The organism is Martelella alba, assembly GCF_006516955.1.
Classification (GTDB): domain Bacteria; phylum Pseudomonadota; class Alphaproteobacteria; order Rhizobiales; family Rhizobiaceae; genus Martelella; species Martelella alba.
Window position 1 is genome coordinate 206,589 of the sequence record NZ_VHLG01000002.1, and the last position, 21,879, is coordinate 228,467.

The window sequence follows — 21,879 nt, forward strand, 5'->3', positions numbered from 1 at the left end:
TGCTCCTTGCTATTTGGTGATGCTCAGTTCGCCGGGTGCTGCCGTCATCTGCCGCGTGGTCGAGCTCGTGGCGATCAGAAGACCGAGGGTCAGCACATAGGGGGCGGCGTAGAACAGGTAGTAGCCCTGGGTGACGCCGACGGATTGCAGTGCCGGACCAAGTGCACCCGCCCCGCCGAACAGCAGTGAGGCATAGAGGCAGTTGACCGGGCTCCAGCGGGCGAAAATCACCAGCGCCACGGCCATCAGTCCCTGTCCAGACGAAATGCCCTCGGTCCAGCTGCCGGGATAATAGAGCGAGAGATAGGCACCGCCGATACCGGCCAGCGCTCCGCCCGCCGCCGTTGACCAGAGCCGCACGCGGTTGACATTGAAACCGAGTGCACGCGCCGCATCGGCACTGTCACCTGCGACACGGATGGTCAGGCCGATACGAGTATTCTTCAGCATCCAGGAGGCAGCAATTGCCAGCACGATACCGGCCAGAAACAGCACATTGACATTCAGCGCGGCCCGGATCTGGGGAATATCCGACCACCAGCCGAAAGGAATGGCAGGCAGATCCGGCGCGACCGGCTGGACATAAGGCTTGCCGAAGAAGAAGGCGAGGCCCGAGCCGAAGATCATCAGCGCGATGCCAATGGCGATATCGTTGACCTTGGGCAGCTTGCAGATCCAGCCGTGGAAAAGGCCGAATAACAGGCCGAAAAATCCGGCGGCAAGCGTGCCGATCCAGGCAGAATCGGTGTGATAGGCGACCGCATAGCCACTCATGGCACCGAAGACCAGCGTGCCTTCAAGACCGAGATTGATGCGGCCCGAGCGCTCCGTCAGGCATTCTCCGACACTGACGAAGATAAAAGGCGTGGAGACGCGGATTGCTCCGCCGAGGATCGCAAGGGGCACGCCCCAGAGGCCGATATCTGTCATGGCGCGCGCCTCCACGAAAAAAGCTTTGTGAAATCAATACGGTCCTGAAGCGCATCGGAGAGCAGGATGGAAATGAAGATCATGCCTTCGAAAACGACAATAGTGGCATCCGGCAGATCAAGCCGGCGCTGAACCAGGCCGCTTGATGCTTCAAAGCCGGCAAACAGGATCGCGGCCGGGATAATGGCAAGCCCGTTATGGCGGGCAAGAAAGGCAATCAGGATACCGGTATAGCCGTAGCCCGCCGCAAGTGACGCATTGGCCGAGCCGTGAACGGCCGCCACTTCGAACATGCCGGCAAGTCCGGCAAACACGCCGCCTAGCGCCGTAAAGCCGATCATCAGCAACCCGGCCGGAAGCCCCTGCACTTCAGCGGCGCGAACATTGCCGCCGACAATGCGGGCGGCAAAGCCCCAGGTCGTGCGTTCGATCAATACCCAGCATAAAATGCAGGCAAGAATGCCGACCGCCAGCCCCCAATGGACCCCGACACCGGGGATCTCGCCAATCCGCCAGGCCGCAGGCAAAGGCGCAGTGGATGGCTTGTTGAGACTTGCCGGATCGCGCAGCACGCCTTCGACAAGCTGGTTCATCAGCGCGATGGCGATATAGGCCATCAACAGGCTCGATATGGTTTCGTTGACGCCGCGATAATGCCTGAGCGCACCGATGGCGCCGATCCATACGCCGCCGGCAACGGAACCGGCAAGCGCCATGGCGGCAATGCCGAGCGGACCGGGAAGACCCGGCGCTACACTTGCCACCGCCCCGGCAGCGACACCGCCAAGCACGATTGCCCCCTCACCGCCGATGATGACAAGCCCGAGGCGGGCGGGAAGCGCAACGCACAGCGCCGCCAGAAGCAGAGGCGCCGCACGTGCCAGCGTATTGGTCCAGGAAAAGGCTGTACCAAAACCGGCCTTGTAGACGAGTGCATAAAATTCGAGAGGTGACTTGCCGAGAAAGAAAAGAAAAACCGAAAAGACAATCATTCCCGCCAGGAGTGCTGCCAGCGGCAGCAGCACCGGTTCAAGCTTACGGGTGACGTCTTCGGCAAGAAGTCCGCGTTTGATCGCAGTGCCTGCCGCCATTTCGCTTTGCGTCGTCATGGCATACCCCCTCTCTCGTTTCCAATTGTCAGGAGGTCGAACCGACAACGCCTTCGACCAGATAGTCCATGCTTTCCAGCGCGACATCGGTCTCGACGAAGGCCTGTCCCGCTGTCGCAACGACATTGCCCTTATTGTCCTTCAGCGGGCCCTTGATGACGGCGAAACCACCCAGCATGATCTCATCCAGCGTTGCGTCGAACTGTTTTCGCGCAGCCTCCGTCACCGCCGGGCCGAGCGGGCTCATCTTGACGAAGCCTTCGGCAAGACCGCCACGGACGAAATTGTCGATCGTGCCGCCATCCAGCGTGGTGTTGACCATGTCGGTATAGACCTTGGCCCAGTTCCATTCGGCACCGGACAGGTATTTTTCCGGCGCGAGCGGGCTCTGATTGGCATGATAGCCGCACAGATACATGCCGCGGCCGGCACCGGTTTCCATGACAACCTTCGGGCCATCGACATGGCAGGTGATGACATCGACACCCTGATCGGCGAGTGCATTGGTGGCTTCCGCCTCCTTGACCGCCAGCGACCATTCGCCGGTGAAGATCACCTGGCAGGTGATTGCCGGATCGACGGCGCGGGCGCCGAGCAGGAAGGAATTGATGTTGAGCAGCACCTGGGGAATTGGCTTGGCGGCGACAAAGCCGATTTTCTTCGACTGCGTCATATGACCAGCGACGACGCCGTTCAGATATTGCCCCATGCCGATATAGCCGAAATAGGAACCGACATTCTGCGGCTTGTCCGGCGTCCACAGCCCGCCGCAATGCTCAAAGCGGACATCGGGATATTTCGGCGCAACGGTCAGGATATGTGGGTCAAAATAACCGAAAGAGGTCGGAAACAGCAGGCTGGCGCCGTCAAAGTTGATCATGGATTCCATGGTCTTTTGCACATCGACGGTCTCGGGAACGCGCTCTTCCTCAACCACGGTCACACCTTCGATCGCCTTGACGGCGGCGGCCCCTTCGGCATGGGACTGGTTATAGCCGTAGTCATCCTTCGGGCCGACATAGATGAAGCCGACGGTCAGTCCCGCTGCGCGGGCGATATTGAAAGGCAGCGCGCTGCTGGCGGCTGCAAGACCGGCAAGACCTGCGGAATTGCGCAGAAACTGGCGGCGGTTCGGTGTCAGAAAATTGGTCATCGGAAAGCGTCCCCAAAGGTCGAAATGAAACAAGCTGTGCTGCCTCGGGCCCGGCAGTCCTCATCGCAATCAACACCGTGCCCATTCCGTGAGCCAGTAATTCAGATGCAGCTGCTTCTGTCTTGTGCTAGTTTTTGGCCAAGCCGCTGCAAAATTTGCAGCAGCCTTCAGGAGGGAGACCCGATGCGCCATCTGACTTCGCTTCGCTATATCGACGCCGTGGTAAAGGCTGGTTCCATTCGTGGTGCTGCGGAAACGCTTGCCATCACCTCCACCGCACTCAACCGGCGCATCCTCGCCATGGAGGAGGAGCTTGGCGTACCGATTTTCGAACGGTTGGCCCATGGTGTGCGGCTTTCCAGTGCCGGTGAGATCCTGATCCATCACATCCGCAACCAGATTTCCGACATGGAACGGGTGAAATCACAGATTGCCGACCTTGAGGGTGTCAGGCGCGGCCATGTGGCAATCGCCTGCAGCCAGGCGCTGCTGCCGCAGTTCCTGCCCCATGAAATCGCGCACTATCGCAAGGATCATCCCAAAGTGACCTTTGGCGTTCATCTGCGCGACCGCACCGCAGCCGAGCAGGCTTTGGTCGATCACAGTGCGGATATCGCCATCGTGTTCGAACCTGTGCGGCTTGCCGATTTCATGACGCTGATGCGGGTGCGCCAGCCGGTCCATGCGGTGATGGGGCGCGATCACCCCCTGGCGCAAAAGCAGACGCTGCGTCTCGGCGAATGCCTGAGCTACCCGATCGCCCTGCCCACCGCCACATATGGTGTGCGCCATCTGCTTGATATTGCCGTTCAATCCGCCTCGCTCCGGCTGGAACCGGTCATTCAGTCCGACAGTTTCGAATTCCTGCGCAATCACGCCGTGGCCGAAAACATCATCACCTTCCAGATCCCGATCAGCCTTGGCAATGCGACGATCACCGGGGATCTGGTCTCGCGCCCGCTCGACAGGCGGGATGTGCCCGCCGGCGTACTCTATATGGGACAGCTGAAGGGGCGGACGCTGCCCGTCGCCGCCGCCCGCTTCGCCGATCAGATTTCAACAAGCCTCGCCAGCACCTACGAGATCTGCTGAGAGAGAAGACAGGATATGCGACCGCCGCCCCAATACGGCTGGTGGCAGCGATCGCCTTCCCTCAGACATTTGGCAGATGCCTGATGGAAAGCTGGTGCGGCAGAAAGAATGCAGCCTTTGCCGTCTGCGGATCAAGCTGGCTCATCACCGCAGCACCATAGCGCTCGGCCGGGACAAAGGCCGAATTGAGCCAGGGGGCGACCCAGGCATTGAAAATCAGATCATCAAAGCCAAAAAAGACAAAGCGGCCGGGTGCTTCAAGACCAGCCTCATTCAGAGCGCGAAAAGCGCCATAGGCCAGCGTGTCACTCAGACAGAGAACGAGACAGGGCGTATCAGCCTGCGCAAGTGCCTGCCGCATGCCGCTGCGGCCAACCTCCAGCAGATTGGTGTCCGGCGCAGTGGCCAGTATCAGAGCGTCCTGCGGCAACCCCGCAGCGGAAAATTCCTCCCGGATGCCCTGAAACCTGAGTGTTGCAGCCGTGCGGTCGAGCGAGCCATGCAGCAGCACGGCGCGCCGGTAGCCGCGTTTCAGCACCGCACGCGCCACATCACGCCCGGCCTGAAGATTGTCCATGCCAGCATAGCAGGACGTCACATCCCCCGGATCGGGGCGATTGACGAAGACTTTCGCAATGTCCGCCTGCCGGAGACGTTCCAGTTCCGGACTGTCAACCGCACCGAGCAGCACAAAGCCGCGCACCGACTGCGCGCGCATCTCGGCCAGAAATTCGTCCTGGACGTCGGCTTGCTCATGCGTATCGCTCAAGGCCATGACAAGACCACGTTCCCGCGTCGCCTGACCGATCGACGCGGTGATGGCCGCCATGACCGGATTGATCAGCGATGCTGCCAGGACCGCAACAATCCGGCTCTCGCGCCGGCGCAGAGCCTGCGCTGCACCAGCGGGCCGATAGTTCAAGGCTGCGACAGCCGCCCGGACGCGCTTGACCGTCTCCGGCGATGCCTTGTTCGGGATCCCGTTGATCACACGCGACACGGTGGCAACCGAAACACCTGCATGTCTGGCGACCTGGCGGAGCGAAGCAGGGCCAGCTCCGGTCTTCGCTCCCGCATCTGAATTGTCCGAAGACGACATGGCTGGCTCCCAAATGGCTGAACACCGGATCGGCGAAAATATCGCAGCTCCGCCCTTCATAACGACTTGCCTAAAAAGCCGGAAAAGTTCAACCTTACAATGAGGGTAATCGATTACCCTTATCTGGGAAGCTGCCGGCTGAAAGCCTTGAAGCAGATGGCAGCGGAGTGAATTCTGAGGAGTATGAAATGCATGCAATAGGCAGATTGATATGCGGCGCAGTTTTGCTGGCTGCGACGGGAGTGCCGGCCTTGGCCGAAAACAGAATTGACGTAATCCGGCCGGATGCGCCGGCGCTTGCCCAATATGGAGACCAGACGGTAGGCGTACGCGAACTATTACTGACCCACGAGAATCAGATCGACATCGCCAACGTCACCGCAGACATGACGTCACCGGATCAGATGCCGCATTATGATCGCCCGCTGCCGGTCGAAATCTGGTATCCGGCCCAAAGCGATGCAACCGGATCGACCACGCTGAAGGCCTATATGCGCGACGGCAAGACGCTGGTTGATCTTCATGGGAAAGCCATTCTGGACGCAGCACCGGCAAAGCCGGAAGCGGGTTTTCCGCTGGTAATCGTCTCGCATGGTTATCCCGGCAACCGCTTCTTGATGTCGCCGATTGCTGAAAATCTGGCATCCAAGGGCTATGTGGTCGTATCGATCGACCATACGGACACGACCTACAGCACCTTGCGATCCTTTCCCTCGGCACTGGTCAACCGCTCGGAAGACCAGATGTTCGTTCTCGATGAAATCGCCCGCCTGTCGGAAGATCCCGGCAGCTTCCTGCACGGCCTGGTCGACGCTGACGATACCGCGATTGTCGGCTATTCGATGGGCGCCTATGGAACGCTCGTCTCCGTCGGCATCGGCCTGACGGATCAGGCGGTCGAGGCTACCGAGGGCTTTTGGCATGCGCCAGCCGGAACGCTGGAGCGCTATCGGGCAAGCTCTGACGCCTATCGCGACCGTTTTGATCCGCGTATCAAGACCGCCATCGTCTTTGCCCCGGCCGGTTATTCCTCGGGCTTCTTTGACGATGAGACACTGAAGGGCATCCGTGTCCCGACACTTTTCATCGGTGGCTCGAATGACGATACCGTCGGCTATGAGGATGGTGTTCTGCCGACATTCAGAGGTGCCAAGGGCGTCGATCGCGGCTTCCTGGTTTTTGAAGGCGCCAATCACAATGTCGGTGCGCCCATGCCCGCGCCCGAGGAAGCCTGGGTCTACGATCCCGACCTGAAATTCAATCTTGCGATGCACTATACCGATTTTGTCTGGGACAATGTGCGCATGAACAATATCGCCACCCACTTCGCCACCGCATGGCTCGGCAAATATCTGAAGGGCGATACCGCAATGCAGGACTATCTGGATCTGGTGCCGGTCTCCAATGATGGCGTTTACGATATGGCAGACGGCAAACCCGCCGCGGACCACAGCTATTGGGCCGGCTTCCAGCCGCGGACCGCACAGGCACTGCGCTTTGATTTTCTGAGTGCCGATCAGTAACAGCATTTTGCGGATCAATCGTGGCAGGTATCAACGGCCTTTTGATGCCTGCCACACCGGATTTCCTGCTCGGCTTTCACCGTCAATGGCCCCATAAAGTCCCCGGCAGCTCCTACAAATGAAATTTTCTTTCATCTTGAGAAACAAAATTTCATTTTGCATAATCTATTCCATAAAAGTGATCCTTTCCAATTCATGCCGGCAGAGGTCATCGCCGGAGGAACGGGACCTTTAATTGGGAGTGAGACAATGAAGAATACGACTTACGCACTTGTCGCGCTTGCGGCAGGTATCGCGCTATCATCGACCGCAGCGAACGCGGCGGTGCGCCTGAAACTGGCGGATGCCCTTGCGGCAGACCATCCGACCAGCGTCATCCTGCAGCAATTCGCCGACGAGGTTGAGGAAAAGACCGACGGCGAGGTCAAGATCCGTCTTTACATGAATGCGGTTTTGGGCTCGGAACGCGAGGTTCTCGAACAGGTTCAAAACGGTGCGGTCGACATTACGCGTGTCAGCGCCGCCAATCTGGAAAACTTCAATCCGGTCTACCAGGCCTTCACGCTTCCCTATCTGTTTTCCGATCAAGAGCACTTCTACAAGGTCATGGACGGCCCCATTATCGATCCGGTTTATGACGCCTCGATCGAGAGCGGTTTCAAGGGCCTGACCTATTTCGACAGCGGTGCCCGCTCCTTCTACACCAAATCAAAATGCGTCGAGACGCCGGATGATCTGATCGGCCAGAAACTGCGCGTCATCAATTCGCACACCTCGATCCGGATGGTCGAACTGATGGGCGGCATTCCGACACCGCTGCCCTATGGCGAAATCTACACCGCCCTGCAGCAGGGCGTCATCGACGGCGCTGAAAACAATCCCACAGCGCTGACGCTTGGCCGCCATGGTGAAGTGGTCAAATGCTACTCGCTCGATGAACATCTGCGCATTCCCGACTTTCTGGTCATCTCCAACAGCGCCCTTGAAAAACTAACGGATGAGCAAAAGGCCATCATCAAGGAAGCCGCCGTTCACGCCACCGCAGCCCAGAAGCAGGTCTGGAATGAGGCGGTCGACGAAGCGATGCAGCAGATCGCCGATATGGGCGTCCAGATCGTTCATCCCGACAAGGCGCCGTTCCAGGAAAAGGTTGCGCCGCTGATCGAGGAATACAAGGCCAATCCGGCCATCGGCCAGCTGGTCGACGCCATTCAGAACGCCCAGTAAACCACATTCGCTGTTTCTTCTGGAAGGCGCCCTTTCGCACAGATCGCGATGATGAAGGCGCCTTTCAACATTCTGAATGCAGGCAAGGCCGAAACATCCGGTCACAGCGTCTGTGTGGTTACCCCTTCCCATCATCGCGATCCCGATCGAAACCAGCTGCACCACCGGTGCAGCTGAACTGCATTTGCGCATCGTCAACCGAACCGCAATGAAATTTTATTTCATATTTCGCAACAGAATTTCATGTTGCATATTATTACCACAAACAACAATAGCGGAGGAAAACCGGTGCTCTCGGCAAAACACCTGAAACAGAATATCGACCTGGTGGTGGAGGGACTGAAGTCGCTGCGCGACGAGGGAAAATTCAACGAGCCCAATCTGGATGGCTCGGCGGGCGATTATGTCAGCTTCAATTCCTGGGAATGGCCGCAAGGCGTTGGTCTCTACGGCCTGGCCCAGATGTGGCGCCGAACCGGCGACAGTTCGATCCGCACGCTTCTGGAAGACTGGTACGCAGCGCAGATCGAAAAGGGACTGCCGCCGCAGAATGTCAATACCACGGCCCCGATGCTGGCACTTTCGCTTCTGTGGCAGGAAACCCGCGATCCCCGCTGGGAAACACCTTTGAAGGATTGGGCTGACCAGCTTCTGGCAGAAATGCCCCGCACACGCAGCGGCGGCTTTCAGCATAATGTTTCAGACAAGATCAATGATGACGAACTCTGGGACGATACGCTGTTCATGGTTGCGCTGTTTCTGGCCAGCTATGGCCAGGCGGCCGGGCGCAAGGATCTGGTGAGCGAGGCCGCCTTCCAGTTCCTCATACACACCTTCTATCTTGCAGAACATGAAACCGGGCTCTGGTTCCACGGCTGGACCTTTGCCGGTCACCACAATTTTGCCCGGGCACGCTGGGCACGCGGCAATTCCTGGATTTCTGCCGGTGTTCTCGACCTGCTTGAGCTTGCCGAGCTTGATCCGGCGACACAGCGCTATCTGAGCGAAGTTGTGAAGGCGCAGCTTGAAACACTGATTGGCTATCAGACTGAAAGTGGCGCCTGGCACACGCTGGTGGATGATGCCTCGTCCTACGAGGAGATCTCGGCCACCGCTGCAATCGGTTATGCGCTCCTGAAGGGAGCGCGGCTTGGCATCGGCCCGGCAAGCTGGCGCGATGCGGGTCTGAAGGCGCTGAATGTCACCTTGAAGAATATCGGCGAAGACGGAATCGTCGCCAATGTTTCCTACGGCACGCGCATGGGCCACGACCTTCAGTTCTACAAGGATATCCCGATACAGCCGACCGGCTATGGCCAGTCGATGGCGCTCCTGCTTCTGGTCGAAGCGCTGAATATCGCCCATGAGGAGGCATGATCATGTTTGAAGATACGCGCTATTCCGTCTCGCCCAGAGATGTCAGCAGCTATTCCAATGAACGTCTGCGTGAGGAGTTTCTGCTCGACAGACTGTTCGTCGCCGACCAACTGCAAATGGTCTATACCCATGTCGACCGCATGATCATTGGCGGCTTTCTCGCCGTCAGCGAAGAGGCAGAGATCGCCGACGGTTCCGCCGTGGGAACACCCGGCTTCTTCGATGCCCGCGAAATGGGTATCGCCAATCTCGGCGGCACCGGCACCGTCACCGTCGACGGCCAGGTCTTCACACTTGAACACCGGGATATTCTTTATGTCGGCCGCGATACGAAATCGGTCAGGCTTTCCGGTAACGACCCGGACAGGCCTGCGGCATTCTACATGAACTCGGTTCCCGCCGGCTATGCCGTACCCTCAGCCCTGATCCGCCAGTCGGAATCAAAACCGGTGACCATGGGGGATGAGGCCCATGCCAACAAGCGCACGCTCAGAATGTATATTCACCCGGAAGTGTCGCCCAGCTGCCTTTTGTTGATGGGCATCACCGAAACAGCCCCGGGCAGCATCTGGAATACCGAACCGCCACATGTGCATGAGCGCCGTATGGAGGCCTATGTCTATTTCAACATGGCACCGGAAGACCGGGTCATGCATTTCATGGGCGAGCCGAAACAGGTGCGCAATATCGTCGTGGCCGATCGCCAGGGCATTCTGTCGCCGGCCTGGTCCATCCATATGGGCGCAGGAACAGGCCCCTACTGCTTCGTCTGGGGTATGACAGGTGAGAACAAGGCCTATAACGATGTCTCGCCCGTTGCCGTGAAAGATCTGCTGTGATGAAACATGAAACGCAAATTGCCGACGCTGGCGCCATGCGCCGGCCGCTCCCGAAAGGGGGCCCGATCTGCTACTGGCACGTCTCTGCCATTGCCGAGACAGAATATAACGTCGCCGATACCACCATGTCCGGCCATATGGACGCCCAGTTCTTCCTGACCAAGGAAAAGAACTTCATTCCGCATGAATATCCCTGCCGCACAGAATTCCTGAAAGAAAGGCACGGCAAGCGTCCCGTTCTCGTAGACAGGCAGCGCCCGGCGCGGGTCTGGACGCCGTTCGGCTCACCACGGGTTGATCTGTCCGGCTTCTGGTTTCGCGCCACCGCCGTTTCGGCCTGGGCCGATACCCGCATCGAGGCCGAACAGGCGGGAACGGCGCGCCTGAAGCTCAGCTGCTGCGGCGGTGCCGTACTGTTCGTCAATGGCGTCGAGGTGGGGCATATGAGTGTCTATCAACGCAATTTCGAAACAGCGGCCGAATTCGAGGTCGCCCTCGAGGCAGGCCTGAACGATATCACGGTCTTCTTCGATGACCTTGCCGAACGCGATGCCCGCTACTTCTTCGAGCTTGACTATATCGACGGCCCGGAAGCCCAAATTTCGCTTGATGTACCATGTAAGGACAGCCTTGCCGACGAGATGGAAGCGCTGCTGGAAACGATGCATTTCGAGCATCCGGCCTATTCTTCCGGAACCGTCGCCTTCAATTGCCCGATCACGGTCAGTGAGGATCTTGATGTCGAGATCGCAGTCGCAGGCGATTTCCTTGCCGAGGAGCATGACATCTTCACCAGCCGCCTGGCATCAGGATCGCCACGGCTTGAGGTCGGGGATATCTCGGCATTCCACAGCGACTTCAGACATTTCGATGTCCGTCTGTCGTCCGGTGGCCTGACGCTGTCGCGCCCGTTCACGGTTGAGATCGCCCGGTGCGAGGACCAGGGCCGTCCGCCGGAAACCCTCGACTTACGGATTGATGAAGCGCTCCACCATGTTGCCGACAAGGGTTATGCCGATGCGATTTCGGCGCTCGCCCGGCTTGGCCTCGGCCTTGCCGGCACGCGGACCGAAAAGATGATCGAAGTCTCGCTACCGAAAATCGAAAACTGCCACGACTGCGCCGATTTCCATCTTGTGCCGCTGCTGTTCGGCCGGATCCGCTTCGCCGGTCTGCTCTCGGACACCATCCGCGCACGCATTGATGCAGCGACACTCAACTTCCGCTTCTGGATGGATGAGCCCGGCAATGACGTGCAATGGTATTATTCGGAAAATCACGCGCTTCTGTTTCACACGGCCGCCTATCTTGCCGGTCACTTCCACGCCGACAAGGTCTTTATCCGCTCCGGCCTTACGGGAGAGGAGCAATCGGCACGCGGCGCAGCGCGACTTCGCGCCTGGTTCGATCATTTCGAGTCCTGGGAGATGGCAGAATTCAACTCGGTTCCCTATTTTCCGATTGATCTGAAAGGCCTGACAACGCTTTACGCACTCGCCCATGACGATGATATCAGGACGCGGGCGGGCAATGCCATTATGCGGCTGATTGCCATTGTTGCAGCCTCGGCCCATCAGGGCACATTGACGGCAGCACAGGGACGCTCATACGAGCATACACTGATGGCGGCCCGGACCAGCGAATTATCGGCGATCGCCCGTGTCCTGTGGTCGCGCGGATTTTACGGCCGGACGTTCCAGACCCTGCCGCAATTCCTGCTGTGCCTGCGCGATCATGGTCTCACCCTCCCCGAGGAAATCCGGGCGGTCGCCTGCCTTTCAGGTGATAGCGCGCGGGAATGGACCTTCTCGCAGGGCGAGAACCGGTTTGCCCATCTTTATCACTACAAGACGGAAGACGCGGCCATGGGGTCGCTCGCCCGCTATCGCTGGAGCGAGTGGGGCTATCAGGAAACGGTGCTGCAGCTCAGGCTTGGCCATAATCCCGATGCCCAGATCTGGATCAACCATCCCGGCGAGGTCATTCACTGCGGCTTCGGCCGTCCGTCCTATTGGGGCGGGTGTGGTTCACTGCCGCGCGTTCACCAGTATCGCGGCCTGGCCCTCGTCATGTTCGAAACCCATGAAGGGCAACCGGAATTCAGCCATATCTGGTTTCCCGAGCAGGTTTTCGACGAGGCGATCCGGCAGGACCAGCGCGCCGCTGCCCGTTCGGGCAGAGCCATGGTCGTGATCTCGGGATCCGGGCCACTCGAAGCCGTTCAGACCGGTCCCACGGCAGGCATGGAAATCCGCCAGAACGGGCGGAAAACCGCCTGGCTGATCCGGCTGGGTGTGGCGGAAACGGCGCAGGGAACGCTTGCCGCTTTCCAGGCACGGTTCAGCGTGCTCAAACCGGAAGAGGCCAGCAATGGCACGATCGTGGTCAATGATCCGGAATATGGCGTGGTCCGCTTCGGTGACGACGGTACGATCCGTGCCGAGGGGCGCAGACTTGACCCGGCGGACTGGACCATTGAAGGCAGCACCCATATCTTCGCCTGAGCATCCCGGCCTGAAAAAAGGGCGCAGCGCCATAAGACGCTACGCCCTTTCTGTCGGAAGCCGCCAGAACCGGCCCGCCGGACTATCGCCGCTGCCTTGGCGCAGCAGCGGATCCACCCTCTCCCATCGTGCAGGAGAGCTCCATTCTGCGCGGCAGCCAGGTTTCATTGTCAAGGTGATCGCGCAACATGTCGAGGGCCGCTGCCCCGACTTCACGCATCGGAATCTGAACCGATGTCAGCGGCGGATCGAGAAAATCACTCTGCGGCAGGCCATCAATACCCACCACCGACACATCGTCGGGCACGGAAAGGCCAAGCGAGCGAAGACCGAGAATGGCCCCGGCGGCAAGACTGTCACCGGCACACAGAACAGCCGTGAAGATGGGTGGCTTGCCATCAATGTAACGCCGCAGCGCATCAATCGCCGCATCGGGCGTCCAGTCGGCAGCGTCCACCACCAGATCCCGCCAGTGGACACCCGGAATGGTTTCGATTTCATCCCGCCACCCTTCAAGACGGCGCAGGATCGTGCGCCGCCCGTGGCGGGCCAGAAACAGAATGCGCTCATGGCCAAGCGATTTCAGGTAACGTGTGGCAAGGGATGCCGCGGCGCGGTTATGGGGCGCAATACTGGAGAGCGCCATCAGCGGATCATCCCCGTTTACAAGCAGAACCGGCTTGGGAAAGGAACGGGCCGGCGTCAGCATCTCATCTTCATCAATCGTCAGCATCAAGACCCCGGCAATCTCGTCATCGCCAGCGGCTTCCGCAAGCATCTGCCGCTCTTCTTCCGGGTCGGAAATGGCCCGGGTCACCAGTGTCAGCCCCAGCACTTCGGCGCGCGCACGCATGCCTTCCAGCACGAAAGCGGTGAACTGATTGCGCTGGTAATCAATCATCGCACTGGCGCTGGCGGCAACAATGACCTTGTAGCCGGCAATCGAGGTCGGCACGTGATAATTCTGCGACAGAGCGGCTTCAAGGATCTTCTCCCGAAGTTCGGGCCGGACGCCGGGGGTGCCGGAAAGCGCGCGTGAGGCCGTTGATGGCGAAACCCCGCAATAGCGGGCTAGATCACTGAGGCGGACGCGCTTGCTGGTCTTTTTCATTAAAGTCACTCCCTTTGCCTCAATATGAAATATTATTTCATATAGCGCAATCAGTTTTCATGTTGCAATATAGGTTTCATATTCGCCACGCCCGCGGAGGAACGCGTTACGATGGGCCGGCGGAAAACAGCCACGAATGGAATGGTCGGGCGAGGCCCTGCGGCAGCTCCTGCGACAGTTCCGTGTGGCATGGAGGAAGCCCATGCTGGACAAGATAAAAACAACACTTGAAAAAATACTGCTCTACCTGACCTCGGCCATGCTGGCAGTCATGGTCTGCCTGATGCTCTGGCAGGTCTTTACCCGTTACGTGCTGGCATCGCCGGCGCTCTATACCGAAGAGCTGCTCCGCTTCATGATGATCTGGATGGCCTTCCTCGGATCTGCCTATGCATTCGGAACCCGGCAGCACCTTTCCCTGGTCTTCATGGTCGATGCCATGTCGGGGCGCAAACAGCTCATTCTTATGCTGATCAATGATGCAGTCATCCTGCTTTTCGCGCTTCTGATCCTGCTGCCCGGCGGCATCAAGGCGGTGACGTCATCGATGGAGCAGTTCTCGCCGATCATGCGCATTCCCATTGGCGAGGTCTACATGATCATGCCCATCACTGCGGTGCTGATCGCCATATTGCAAATTCTGAACATGGCCGACCTGTTGCGAAACCACAAGCATCGGCACCTTCAGGCTGAAGGGACCCTCTGAAATGGACGTCATATTTGATTATGTGGATGAGACGGTTTTTGCCTCCATCCTTCTCTTCGGCCTGTTTTTCTGGATGCTGGCGCAGGGCATTGCCATTTCGGTGGCCATCGCCGTTTCATCGATCATTACAGGGCTGTTTTTCCTTCCGGCCAAGGTCGCGTTCTTCGTCGCCGCGCAGAAGATGTTTTCCGGCCTCGACAGCTTCACGCTGCTGGCCATTCCCTTCTTCATTCTGGCCGGCAACATCATGAACAAGGGCGGCATCGCCATCCGGCTGGTCAATCTTGCCAAACTGCTTGGCGGACGCCTGCCGGGTGCGCTGGCGCATACCAATGTCATTGCCAACATGCTGTTCGGTTCGATTTCCGGATCGGCGATTGCCGCGGCCGCAGCCGTTGGCGGCACCATGGCGCCTTTGCAGAAGAAGGAAGGCTATGACCCGACATTCTCGGCCGCCGTCAATATCGCCTCGGCACCTTCGGGCATCCTCATTCCGCCAAGCGGACCACTGATCCTGTTCTCGCTCGTCTCCGGCGGCACGTCGATTTCAGCCCTCTTCATCGGCGGCTACGTACCTGGCGTGATGATGGGGCTGGCGGTGATGATTGTTGCCGGCATCATCGCCAAGCGCCGCAATTTCCCGATTGCCGATCGCCCAGGTGCGGGTGAGGCCATCAGGATCGTCTGGCAGGCCCTGCCATCGCTGTTCATGGTCGTCGTTGTCATTGGCGGTATCGTCATCGGTGCCTTCACCGCAACCGAAGGGGCTGCTGTCGCAGTCCTCTACTCCTTCGTCCTGTCGCTGATCTACCGCCTCGCGACCTGGCGGGAATATGTCGAAGTGCTGAAAAGCTCGATGGTCACCAGCGCGGTGATCCTCTTTCTGATCGCCGCTTCGGGCATCATGTCCTATGTGATGACGATCACCGGCATTCCCGACGCCATTGCCGACGCCCTGCTGACCTTCAAGAACCCGATCGTGATCCTGCTGATCATGAACATCTGCCTGCTGATCATCGGCTTCTTCATGGACCTGACACCTGCGGTTCTGATCTTCACCCCGATCTTTCTGCCGATCGCAACCCAGGTCGGCATGGATCCGGTTCAGTTCGGCCTGATGATGATCTTCAACCTCGGCATCGGCTCGATGACGCCTCCGGTTGGATCCGTGCTGTTTGTTGGTTGCTCGATTGCCGGCGTTACCATCGAGAAGGTCGCAAAGCCTTTGCTGCCTTTCTTCATCACACTGTTCATCGCCTTGATGATGGTGACCTATATTCCGGCACTGACGCTCGGACTGCCCCGCCTGCTCGGCCTGATGTAACCTTCCCCTCAGGTCAAAATGGCTATGGCGACCGCAATGGTCGCCGTAGCCATTTCTGGCGTTCATTGCCTGAATGACAGCACGCCCCCTAAACGGCCTCCTATGCCACGATCCGCCGCCCACCGCCAAAAGACTCTCCGGCGCTTCCCTGTCTCACGACGAAGCAGGAAAACCACAAGACAGGCATCGGGCGATACCGAATTATCGCCCGATGCTGTAGACTGCCTGAACCATGACAGACAGCCAATACGGTTTTCGCAGAGCAACAATGGACGATCTCGCCTTGATCATGGCATGGCGATCGCGCCCGCATGTCCGCAAATGGTGGGATCTGGGCAAGCCGTATAGCGAGGAGGAAATGGCCGATCCCCGCGTTGCGCGCTGGATTGTCTCAACAAATGAACGGCCTTTCGCCTTCATGCAGGATTACTCCGTGCATGGCTGGGCAGATCACCATTTCGCCAGTCTCCCCGAAGGTTCCAGAGGTATTGATCAATTTATCGGCGAGCCGGGCATGATCGGTCTTGGCCATGGCACGGCCTTTATCAGGGCCCGGATGAAAACGCTCTTCGATGAAGGCGCAGCTGTCATCGCGACGGATCCTCACCCCGACAATCTGCGGGCGATTGCCGCTTACAAGAAAGCCGGTTTTGAAGCTTTCTGCCCCCCTCGGGAGACCCGGTGGGGACGGATTTTACCGATGATGGCGCGGCAGCGCGGCCAGCATGGATGATCCCTTGCAGTCGTGCATCGATCCGCTAGACTTGCCTGCGAACCGGCTTGCAAGCGGAGCAATGGAATGTATGTGACACGGCGCGCAGTGTCCTTCGGCGTGATGGCGTCTGTTCTTACGGCCTGCTCGAGCAATCTGATCGGCGGGTTTTCCACTGCGTCCAGCGCAGATTATCAGACCGTCGCCAATCCCGGCTTTAATGCTTTCGTGATAAAATTCAAAGCGAAGGCAGCGCAGAGCGGCATATCGAATGCCACATTGACTTCGGCCTTTTCCGGAGCCGGCTATATGCCGGAAGTGATTGCACATGACCGCAACCAGACGGAGTTCCGGCGCAGTCTGGAGGAATATATCGCCATTGCGGCATCCGATGAACGGGTTGCCAAGGGACGGGCAAATTACGCCCGCTATTACGATATCCTGACCGAGATCGAGGCACGTTACGGTGTGGATGCCCATGTGATCGTCGCCATATGGGGTGTTGAGACCATGTATGGGGAGAGACGCGGTGATGTTCCGGTGATCCCCGCGCTATCAACCCTGGCCTATGATGGCCGGCGCAGCGCCTTCTTCCAAAGCCAGCTTCTGGCAGCCCTGAAAATCCTCCAGAACGGCGATATCCGCCCCGGACAGATGACGGGCAGCTGGGCGGGCGCCATGGGACATACCCAGTTCATCCCCACGACCTATCGCGCCTATGCCGTCGATTTCAACGGTGACGGACGACGCGATATCTGGAGTGACGATCCGACGGATGCGCTGGCCAGCACGGCCAACTACCTGGCGCGTTCCGGCTGGAAAAAAGGACAAGCCTGGGGTGGAGAGGAAGGATCGCCAGGTGCGGCTTCCGGTGATCGCCGCATCCAGCCGCATGCTGGTGGACCGGTTTTCGTGGTCGGCAGCAATTTCGATGTCATCAAACGCTATAACAATGCCACCAGCTATGCGATTGGTGTCGGGCATCTGGCCGACAGGATCGCCGGAGCAGGGCCGATAGAGGGCAGTTTCCCGCCCGATCGCTATGGCTTCACCGCCGATCAGCGCAAGGCGCTGCAACGACGCCTGAACCAGGCTGGCTATGATGCCGGCAGTGCAGATGGCGTGTTCGGCGACAGGACCCGCGCCGCCATTGCCGCCTATCAGAAAGATAACGGCCTGCCGGTCACCGGCGAGCCGTCAAAAGCCCTTCTGGACCGGCTTGGCTAAGCGGTCTGCACCTGACCGCCAGCGGCAATCCCGAGAGTAGACAGAACCGGTTTCACCACCAGGCGAATGAATTATTTGCCAGACAGCAGCCAGAAGCATGGCGATGGCACCACAGCTGCGCTCAGGGCTTTGGCAAGCCATGCTCCACCTTGATTGACAGGCCCCGTTGCCTTGGCTACTCAGAACCAAAGGAACGGCGCCCATGGCAAAACGCAACGGCTTATCTTCTCGGCTTGACGACGCCGCCCGGGCGGGCTGGCTTTACTACGTCGCTGGCCGGACCCAGGATGAAATCGCCGCTGCCATGGGCATTTCCCGCCAGAGCGCCCAGCGCCTTGTGTCGCTCGCCATGTCGGAACGTCTGATCAAGGTGCGGCTCGACCATCCGATTGCCGAATGCCTGGCGCTGGCTGAACGGCTGAAAGAGACCTATGGTCTGGTTCAGGTCGAGATCGTTCCCTCAGACCCGGCCTCCGACAGCACCACGACGGGTATTGCCGAAGTCGGGGCTGCCGAAATCGAACGCTGGCTGAAGCGGACCGAACCGCTGGTTCTGGCGATTGGCACCGGACGCACGCTGCGTGCCGCCGTTGACCAGCTTTCGCCGATGGATTGCCCGCAGCACCGGATCGTGTCCCTGACCGGCAATATCAGCCCCGATGGTTCGGCAGCCTATTACAACGTCATCTTTTCGATGGCCGACGCCATCAATGCCCGCCATTTTCCGATGCCACTGCCGGTACTGGTGTCATCGGCCGAAGAACGCGAAATCTTTCAGGCGCAGCCGCTGGTCCGCCCGACCATAGCGCTCGGCGCCAAGGCCGATGTCACCTTTGTCGGCATTGGCGAGCTTGGCCGCACGGCACCGCTTCTGCTCGATGGCTTTCTCACCGCTGCGGAAATGGATGAGCTGATCTCGGCTGGTGCAGCGGGTGAGATCTGCGGCTGGATCTTCGACCGCAATGGCGCGCTGCTCGATCACCCGATCAATGAACGGGTCGCCTCCATTCCGCTCCCCACCCATGAAGGTGCAGTGGTCTTCGGCCTTGCCCGCGGGCGGCGCAAGCACGCCTCGATCCGCGCCGCTCTCGAAGGAGGCCATATCAACGCCCTGATCACTGACGAGGATGCCGCACGCTTCCTGCTCGGGCGCTGATCACCGCCACCGACGCCGTTCCCGATCACCCAGCGAGAGCGCCGTGCGTCCTTTTGGACGCACCAGGACGCTCAATCTTATTGAATTTACGCATCGTTCTTTTCGCTGACGTCATGCCTGTGCTTGGTCCACAGGCATCCAGCCGACGCGCGTCTTCACGGCGAAAGATCCTTGTATCCGATGCCCTGAAGCGCCTGGATCCCCGTGACGAGCACGGGGATGACGAGGGAAGGCCCACCCCAAACAGGCAATTTGAATGACTGTGTCAGCGCTCTGAAAGCCGGATCACACCGGCCTCCTTTTCGGTTTACCCGATTGTTTTTCTGCTCTCAGGACAAGAACTTATGACTTTTGCCCACGATTGGGGCATTCGCCCACTTGACAAAACGCAGCCAAATTGTGAGTAATCGCCCATGCATTTTGCATTTGCTCAATTCTCTGGGAGGAAGAAATGAGATTGAAGACACTGTTCCTGGGCGCCTGCTCCGTTCTCGCCATTTCCGGTTTCACATCCGCTTCGGCCGAAACGCTGACCATTGCCACCGTCAATAACGGCGACATGATCCGCATGCAGAAGCTCACCGATGATTTCACCGCCAGTCATCCCGACATTCAGCTGGAATGGGTGACGCTGGAAGAAAATGTTCTGCGCCAGAAGGTCACCACGGATATAGCCACCAAGGGCGGTCAGTATGACGTCATGACCATCGGCAATTACGAAGTGCCGATCTGGGCCAAACAGAACTGGCTGATGCCGCTCAACGATATGCCCGCCGATTATGATGCCGCCGACCTGCTTCCCGCCATTGCCGGCGGGCTTTCCGTCGACGGCACGCTTTATGCGGCGCCCTTCTATGGCGAAAGCGCCATGGTGATGTATCGCACCGATCTCGCTGAAAAGGCTGGCGTCACCATTCCTGCAGAACCGACCTGGGATGAGATCAAGACGGCTGCCGATGCCATGACCGACAAGGACAATGGCATCTATGGCATCTGCCTGCGCGGCAAGGCCGGATGGGGCGAGAACATGGCCTTCATCACCGCCATGTCCAATTCCTATGGCGCCCGCTGGTTCGACATGGACTGGAAGCCGCAATTTGAAAGCGATGAATGGAAGGCGACCCTCACCGACTATCTGACGCTGATGAAGAATGACGGCCCGCCCGGCGCATCATCGAACGGCTTCAACGAAAATCTGGCGCTGTTCCAGCAGGGCAAATGCGGCATGTGGATCGATGCCACGGTCGCCGCCTCCTTCGTGACGGACCCGGCAGAATCCAAGGTTGCCGACAAGGTCGGCTTCGCACTGTTCCCGCAAAAGGGCGATCTCGGCAATCGTGGCAACTGGCTGTGGTCATGGAACCTCGCCATTCCGGCCTCCACCACCAAGGGCGATGCCGCCAAGGCCTTCGTCGCTTGGGCAACCTCCAAACATTACACCGATCTCGTCGCCTCCAAGGAAGGCTGGCGCGCGGCACCGCCCGGCACCAGAACCTCGCTCTACGACAACCCTGATTACCAGAAGGCCGCCCCCTTCGCCAAGATGACGCTGGACAGCATCAACGCGGTCGATACGTCAAAGCCCTCGGTTCAGGACATTCCCTATACCGGCGCGCAATTCGTCTCGATCCCGGAATTCCAGGGTATCGGTACGGCCGTCGGCCAGCAGTTCTCCGCAGCCCTTGCCGGCAACGTGACAGCGGATCAGGCGCTTTCCAGCGCCAACCAGCTGACCACGCGCGAAATGATGAAGGCCGGCTACATCAAGTAACGACTGATACGCCTCCCGGCGGCCGGGGATCTCCTCCGGCCGCATATGTGACCGTCAAGCTCACGTCCTGTCCGTCCGGCCCTGCCGGGCGGGCCGGCAGCGCCGTTTCCAACAGGAACGGGACAAAAGACCGGGACAAACCAACATGGCCACCACTCATACCAGACACGCCGCACGCCTGATGATGGCACCGTCCGTCATCCTTCTGCTTTTGTGGATGATCGTGCCGCTGGCGATGACAATCTACTTCTCGTTCCTGCGCTACAATCTTCTGATGCCGGGAACGGAAAGCTTTGCCGGCTTCATGAATTATCGTTTCTTTCTCACCGATCCGGCTTTCTTTCAGGCGCTCGGCAACACGCTGATCCTGGTTGGCGGCGTGCTGTTTGCCACGGTTGCCGGCGGCATTTTGCTGGCGCTCTTGCTGGATCAGCCGATGTTTGGCCAGGGGATCGTGCGCATTCTCGTCATTGCGCCCTTCTTCGTCATGCCGACCGTCTCGGCACTCGTCTGGAAGAATATGCTGATGAACCCGGTCAACGGGCTGTTTGCCTGGGTGGCGCAGACCCTTGGCTTCCAGCCGGTCGACTTTCTCTCGGTCATGCCGCTCACCTCGATCAGCATCATTGTCGCCTGGCAATGGCTGCCCTTCGCGACCCTGATCCTTCTGACTTCACTGCAGTCGCTCTCGGAGGAACAGAAGGAAGCGGCGGAAATGGACGGCGCCAATGCGCTGGCGCGGCTGATCTATATCGTGCTGCCGCATATGGCGCGTGCGATCACCGTTGTCGTGCTGATCGAGACGATTTTCCTGCTTTCGGTCTTTGCTGAAATCCTCGTCACCACCAATGGCGGGCCCGGCACGGAAACCACCAATCTCACCTATCTCGTCTACATGCAGGCGCTGTTGCAATTCGATGTCGGCGGCGCATCGGCCGGCGGCATCGTCGCTGTCATCCTCGCCAATATCGTCGCGATCTTCCTGATCCGGATGATCGGCAGGAATCTGGAGGACTGAT

18 protein-coding genes are annotated in these 21,879 nt (G+C 59.1%); 13 read left to right on the top strand and 5 right to left on the bottom strand.

Translation table 11 applies throughout. The features are described 5' to 3' along the window. Positions 1-9 precede the first annotated feature (9 nt). Genes FJU08_RS04480 through FJU08_RS04490 form a run of 3 tightly spaced genes read right to left on the bottom strand, consistent with a single transcriptional unit; the run spans position 10 to position 3,192 of the window. Positions 10-930 (bottom strand): ABC transporter permease, encoded by a 921-nt coding sequence (locus FJU08_RS04480; protein WP_141147780.1) that lies wholly within the window; start codon positions 928-930, stop codon positions 10-12. Next, positions 927-2,039, bottom strand: coding sequence for an ABC transporter permease (locus tag FJU08_RS04485; RefSeq protein ID WP_141147781.1), 1,113 nt, complete (start codon positions 2,037-2,039; stop codon positions 927-929). Before FJU08_RS04485 ends, FJU08_RS04480 begins: the two co-directional genes overlap by 4 nt. A 28-nt stretch (positions 2,040-2,067) precedes the next feature. Continuing rightward, entirely contained in the window at positions 2,068-3,192 is a 1,125-nt protein-coding gene (locus FJU08_RS04490; protein WP_141147782.1) for a BMP family ABC transporter substrate-binding protein, read from the bottom strand. Positions 3,193-3,375: 183 nt separating this feature from the next. On the opposite strand from FJU08_RS04490, the gene FJU08_RS04495 reads away from it, so the two are divergent. After that, positions 3,376-4,284 carry a LysR family transcriptional regulator gene (locus tag FJU08_RS04495; protein ID WP_141147783.1) on the top strand — a complete coding sequence of 303 codons (909 nt, stop codon included), beginning with the start codon at positions 3,376-3,378 and terminating at the stop codon, positions 4,282-4,284. 61 nt (positions 4,285-4,345) lie between these two features. Here FJU08_RS04495 and FJU08_RS04500 read toward each other — a convergent pair whose 3' ends face one another. Then, positions 4,346-5,383 carry a LacI family DNA-binding transcriptional regulator gene (locus FJU08_RS04500; protein WP_181409746.1) on the bottom strand — a complete coding sequence of 346 codons (1,038 nt, stop codon included), beginning with the start codon at positions 5,381-5,383 and terminating at the stop codon, positions 4,346-4,348. A 242-nt stretch (positions 5,384-5,625) separates the two neighbouring features. On the opposite strand from FJU08_RS04500, the gene FJU08_RS04505 reads away from it, so the two are divergent. From FJU08_RS04505 to FJU08_RS04525, 5 genes are all read left to right on the top strand, one after another. Further along, positions 5,626-6,906 carry an alpha/beta hydrolase family protein gene (locus tag FJU08_RS04505; RefSeq protein ID WP_235890599.1) on the top strand — a complete coding sequence of 427 codons (1,281 nt, stop codon included), beginning with the start codon at positions 5,626-5,628 and terminating at the stop codon, positions 6,904-6,906. A 249-nt stretch (positions 6,907-7,155) separates the two neighbouring features. Continuing rightward, entirely contained in the window at positions 7,156-8,133 is a 978-nt protein-coding gene (locus tag FJU08_RS04510; protein WP_141147786.1) for a TRAP transporter substrate-binding protein, read from the top strand. Positions 8,134-8,376: 243 nt separating this feature from the next. Next, positions 8,377-9,510 carry a beta-galactosidase BglB gene (bglB, locus tag FJU08_RS04515; RefSeq protein WP_141147787.1) on the top strand — a complete coding sequence of 378 codons (1,134 nt, stop codon included), beginning with the start codon at positions 8,377-8,379 and terminating at the stop codon, positions 9,508-9,510. 2 nt (positions 9,511-9,512) lie between these two features. After that, positions 9,513-10,349 (top strand): 5-dehydro-4-deoxy-D-glucuronate isomerase, encoded by an 837-nt coding sequence (kduI, locus tag FJU08_RS04520; RefSeq protein ID WP_141147788.1) that lies wholly within the window; start codon positions 9,513-9,515, stop codon positions 10,347-10,349. Then, the gene (locus tag FJU08_RS04525; protein ID WP_407943675.1) at positions 10,349-12,853 is read left to right on the top strand and encodes a hypothetical protein; all 2,505 of its coding nucleotides are present in this window, start codon (positions 10,349-10,351) and stop codon (positions 12,851-12,853) included. The genes kduI and FJU08_RS04525 overlap by 1 nt, the downstream gene beginning before the upstream one ends. An 82-nt stretch (positions 12,854-12,935) precedes the next feature. Here FJU08_RS04525 and FJU08_RS04530 read toward each other — a convergent pair whose 3' ends face one another. After that, the gene (locus FJU08_RS04530; protein ID WP_141147789.1) at positions 12,936-13,973 is read right to left on the bottom strand and encodes a LacI family DNA-binding transcriptional regulator; all 1,038 of its coding nucleotides are present in this window, start codon (positions 13,971-13,973) and stop codon (positions 12,936-12,938) included. 193 nt (positions 13,974-14,166) lie between these two features. Here FJU08_RS04530 and FJU08_RS04535 point away from each other — a divergent pair, with 193 nt between their 5' ends. The 7 genes from FJU08_RS04535 to FJU08_RS04565 all read left to right on the top strand — a co-directional run bounded on the left by FJU08_RS04535 (position 14,167) and on the right by FJU08_RS04565 (position 21,878). Further along, positions 14,167-14,670, top strand: coding sequence for a TRAP transporter small permease (locus tag FJU08_RS04535; RefSeq protein WP_181409747.1), 504 nt, complete (start codon positions 14,167-14,169; stop codon positions 14,668-14,670). Position 14,671: 1 nt separating this feature from the next. Then, positions 14,672-15,994 (top strand): TRAP transporter large permease, encoded by a 1,323-nt coding sequence (locus FJU08_RS04540; RefSeq protein ID WP_141147791.1) that lies wholly within the window; start codon positions 14,672-14,674, stop codon positions 15,992-15,994. Positions 15,995-16,226: 232 nt separating this feature from the next. After that, positions 16,227-16,727: a GNAT family N-acetyltransferase gene (locus FJU08_RS04545; RefSeq protein WP_141147792.1), complete on the top strand. Its 501-nt coding sequence runs from the start codon at positions 16,227-16,229 to the stop codon at positions 16,725-16,727. Positions 16,728-16,793: 66 nt separating this feature from the next. Continuing rightward, on the top strand, positions 16,794-17,933 hold the full coding sequence (locus tag FJU08_RS04550) for a lytic murein transglycosylase (RefSeq protein ID WP_141147793.1): 1,140 nt from the start codon (positions 16,794-16,796) through the stop codon (positions 17,931-17,933). Between the two features lie 202 nt (positions 17,934-18,135). Then, entirely contained in the window at positions 18,136-19,089 is a 954-nt protein-coding gene (locus FJU08_RS04555; protein WP_141147794.1) for a sugar-binding transcriptional regulator, read from the top strand. Between the two features lie 451 nt (positions 19,090-19,540). Next, positions 19,541-20,860: an ABC transporter substrate-binding protein gene (locus tag FJU08_RS04560; RefSeq protein WP_141147795.1), complete on the top strand. Its 1,320-nt coding sequence runs from the start codon at positions 19,541-19,543 to the stop codon at positions 20,858-20,860. A gap of 145 nt (positions 20,861-21,005) precedes the next feature. Beyond that, a complete protein-coding gene (locus FJU08_RS04565) occupies positions 21,006-21,878 on the top strand; it encodes a carbohydrate ABC transporter permease (RefSeq protein WP_141147796.1) in 873 nt (290 codons plus the stop codon). The last annotated feature ends 1 nt before the right edge of the window (position 21,879 follow it).